This window comes from Vibrio sp. 10N.222.55.B11, assembly GCF_041473705.1.
GTDB classification, from domain to species: domain Bacteria; phylum Pseudomonadota; class Gammaproteobacteria; order Enterobacterales; family Vibrionaceae; genus Vibrio; species Vibrio crassostreae_C.
Genome location: NZ_JBFRST010000162.1, coordinates 1 through 3,716, shown reverse-complemented (window position 1 = coordinate 3,716; position 3,716 = coordinate 1). Strand labels below are relative to the sequence as shown.

General features: G+C 40.8%; 4 protein-coding genes and 1 pseudogene. 4 read left to right on the top strand and 1 reads right to left on the bottom strand.

The window, feature by feature from the left end:
- From AB4503_RS25545 to AB4503_RS25530, 4 genes are all read left to right on the top strand, one after another.
- On the top strand, positions 1–205 hold a 205-nt coding region (locus tag AB4503_RS25545; protein ID WP_372115927.1), incomplete at its 5' end, for a type I-F CRISPR-associated protein Cas7f/Csy3.
- A gap of 9 nt (positions 206–214) precedes the next feature.
- Positions 215–820 carry a type I-F CRISPR-associated endoribonuclease Cas6/Csy4 gene (gene cas6f / locus AB4503_RS25540; RefSeq protein WP_372115926.1) on the top strand — a complete coding sequence of 202 codons (606 nt, stop codon included), beginning with the start codon at positions 215–217 and terminating at the stop codon, positions 818–820.
- Positions 821–1,194: 374 nt separating this feature from the next.
- Positions 1,195–1,743: a hypothetical protein gene (locus tag AB4503_RS25535; protein WP_372115925.1), complete on the top strand. Its 549-nt coding sequence runs from the start codon at positions 1,195–1,197 to the stop codon at positions 1,741–1,743.
- Positions 1,744–2,217: 474 nt separating this feature from the next.
- Positions 2,218–3,252, top strand: coding sequence for an IS110 family transposase (locus tag AB4503_RS25530; RefSeq protein WP_008222359.1), 1,035 nt, complete (start codon positions 2,218–2,220; stop codon positions 3,250–3,252).
- Between the two features lie 290 nt (positions 3,253–3,542).
- Here the strand turns inward: AB4503_RS25530 and AB4503_RS25525 are convergent.
- Positions 3,543–3,716, bottom strand: a pseudogene (locus AB4503_RS25525) (group II intron reverse transcriptase/maturase); the annotation flags it as partial.

Below are 3,716 nucleotides of genomic sequence, written 5' to 3'. Positions count from 1 at the left end.
AAGAGTGAACGAATATGGGGCAGATCGAGAATACGTTATAGCAAGGCGACACGTGTCCCATGGAAATGACTTTTACCAATTAGTCAGAAATACAGAGAACTGGATTGAAAGCATGACAGCTTCTCAAGTCATCCCAAATGATGTGCACTTCATCATGTCTGTCTTGATCAAAGGCGGCCTATTCAATTGTTCTAAAGCGAAGTAAGGGATAGATATGACTAAGCGTTACTATTTCTTAATACGTTACATGCCTGCACAAGCCGACCATGAATTATTGGCAGGACGGTGTATATCCCAAATGCACTTGTTTATGGTCAATAACCGACAAGCCATGAATAAAATAGGTGTGAGTTTTCCGGACTGGAACGAATCTACAGTTGGCCAAACCATTGCCTTTGTTGCTGAAGATAAAGAGATGATGATTGGACTCGCTTTTCAGCCCTATTTCTCTTTGATGGTAAATGAAGGTTTATTTGAGATCTCCAGTGTTTGTGAGGTGCCTGACATTGCGGTTGAGGTGAGGTTTACCCGTAATCAAACGATTGGGAAAAGTTTTCTGGGCTCCAAGAAACGTCGAATCAAACGTAGCATGGCGAGAGCCGATTTCTCTGGTGATGGACAATCATTACCAGCCACGAATGAAGAGCGAATCATCGATAGTTTTCATCGAATCCCAATCTCCAGCGGTTCATCAGGGGAAAGTTATATTTTGTTTGTACAAAAGGAGTTTGTTAGAGAGCGCGTTGCAGCAAACTTTAATAGCTATGGTTTAGCCACCAATCAAGAAAGAAAAGGCACGGTACCTGACCTACGTTTTTGACCCTTTTATGAAAGCTCTTTTTCGAAGAAGTAAAAACAAGGAGTTACAGACGTAAGAAGAAAAAGGGTATCTTGGTGAATTGTGACTTTAAGCATGCAGAATCAGATTGTTAGAGACTATATTCTACAGTGTCCTGCCGAATAGGCAGCTAAGAATAGGCCAGGAAGAAAGCAACCTTCCTGCTGAACAAGCAGTTAAGAATAAAAACCATCAAGTTTAAGCTTGGTGGTTTTTTATTAGTTGGTCGATTTTATCCGAGGTGTTTTTTAACACGGAAGTTTCCAGAATCTTCATAGGTTGAATTAGCCAGGCTTATCATTTTACCAACATATCCCTATAATACTTTTGAGGTCGTAATAAACAAGAGACACGGTATGAGTAAAATTATCAAGGCAGCTTTTGATGGCAGTGCTAATGATAGTATAAGCGATATCATTGCTAAAGTTATGGCACTTCGTCTGGAAGAATCAGAGTATAAAAATGACGAATTTTATCTATCAGATGAAAACTATGAATTAGCGAATATTATTATTGGTCAACTAGATGATCAAACCCACAAGCTAAGGGAGGCTTATCGCGAGATAGAACGATCAGCGCATGTTGAGAGCTACTTTGACAGCTTAACTATCGATGAGCTGTTTATTTCTAATAGTTGTATCCGAGAGTTTGAAATGATTCTCAATGCAAAGTATTACGCCATGAGTGGTTGCGTTATCGTTTCAGCGGCGTCAGTGATGCAAATAATGAAACAGATTCGTATGTCAGCAGCTAAGTTACGTAGAGTTATTGGTGATCTGATGTCTGTCGAGCGTCAACTTCGAGTTGCTTCAACGAACAAATATGACAGTAGCTTTGAGATGACTAGTGATAAAATCACAAAGCTCAAATTAGCAACAGAAGCAGCGATCACCAGTCATAGCTGAGGTAGGTTTTAGTTGGAAAGCCTCTTATTAATTATAATTTACGACTTGTTGTTAGCTTTTCTCATAGTAATGATCTTGTTTGAGGAGCACAAAAGGACTATCTGATCCGCCCCACTATCATTGGATATTAAGTTAGGCCACTCCATACCTAAAGCTATCCGAGGTTTTATAATTTGGCACAAAACCAAACTCGATTTTGTCCAGAACCGTCACAGCGGGCACTTCGTAACACGGAAGTGCCCCAAACCTTCTTAGAGCCTGTTTGCTTTTAGATAAAGCTGAGTAATGCCACTGGTCGCTGTCAGACTGGCAACAGCTTGTCGCTAAATTGTGAAACAACCTGTTTCACAAATTATTCCTGTCGGGTGGACGACACTTGTTACCAAGTGCCGTCTCCCTAAGATGTATGGACTCTCTCCCTTCGGGGAGCTACATTGAAATTTCATACCAGCAGTGACAGTCAGGGTTCATATTATGGAAAAAGACAATATTATTGCGATTGACCTAGCCAAAAGTGTTTTCCAAGTTTGTAAGGTTAGCCCTAGAGGTAAAATCATTTATAACAGGGAAGTATCAAGAAAACGATTAAAAGAGCTTTTAGTAAAGGAAACGAAGTCTTTGGTTGCGATGGAAGCCTGCGCTACTGCACATTATTGGGCTCGTTATGCTGAACGTGCTGGCCATCAAGTAAAGGTCATCAATGCTAGAATTGTTAAGGGATTTCAGACAAAACAGAAAACCGATAAAAATGATGCCATTGCGATAGCAACAGCTGCGCCCCTAGAACACATCCAAAGTGTACGTATTCAATCGGTGGAAGAGCAGGCAATGCAATCAACAGAACGAGCAAGAAGTTTAGCGCTTACTCATGTGATTGCTCAAAGTAACCAGATACGTGGTTTGTTATTAGAGTTTGGAATTGTTATTCCACAAGGCATTAATTCTTTACGTCTAAACCTTCCTATGATTTTAGAAGACGCTGAAAATGATTTGCCTGATAGTTTTAGACAAATTGTTATGAGTCTATGGGAGCATTTAGAAGTGCAGATAGAACATGCCGACGCAATAACATCTTCTTTGAAAGGGACTATTGAATCAAATCAAGTGTGCCAAAAGTTAATGAAACTTGAAGGTGTAGGCCCTATTGGTGCTTTAGGTTTGTCTTTGAGATTAGGCAAGGGCGAGCACTACTCTAATGGGCGTAATGCAGCGGCTAGCATAGGATTAACACCAAAGCAGCATAGTTCTGGTGGGAAAGAACACATTGGGCATATTTCTAAACAATGTGCAGACAAGCGACTCCGAGCCACGTTATATCAAGGGGCGCTTTCTGTTGTTAGTTTGGTTGTTAATCGTCCACCTAAAACACATAAAGAGCAATGGCTTAAGGCTTTGATAGCTAGAAGAGGAAAGAAAGTAGCAGCAATAGCCCTAGCAAACAAAACTGTTCGAACCGCTTTTGCTATCTTGAAATCTGATTCAGAATACGAGCCAGAAGTCATAGTTTAAAAGGTGTCCAGTCAACAAAGATCGACAGTAAAACAGGTAAGACCAACCAATAAAAGTCAGCTCGGTTCTAGGGTAATAAAATACCGTCCCTAAGATTTTGACCTATTGGTGCGATTACATTTTAGGGCGAGGTAGCTCCTCATAGTAGCCCGTATATAAGAACGCATCTAACATGTTTTACTAGAAAGATTTGATTGACGACAGCCGAGAGTCCATATAAGAACCCAGCGTGCAACTTTCACTGCACTAGGCTCAAGCCTCCACGAAGGCATCGTTTGATACCCAGCAACTTATAAAGCAGTCGAAGCAGGTTCGTTCCAAGAGTTACGAGCTAGCCTTTTAGATTTTCTCTTTACCAAGTATTCTTGGTCAAGAGGGTCAAAGGGTGTCGCTGCACTTCGGATTTTCACATGCCTTTCTATTGGCACTTTGGCTATTTGGAAGAGATTGAACTGGCAATCCAT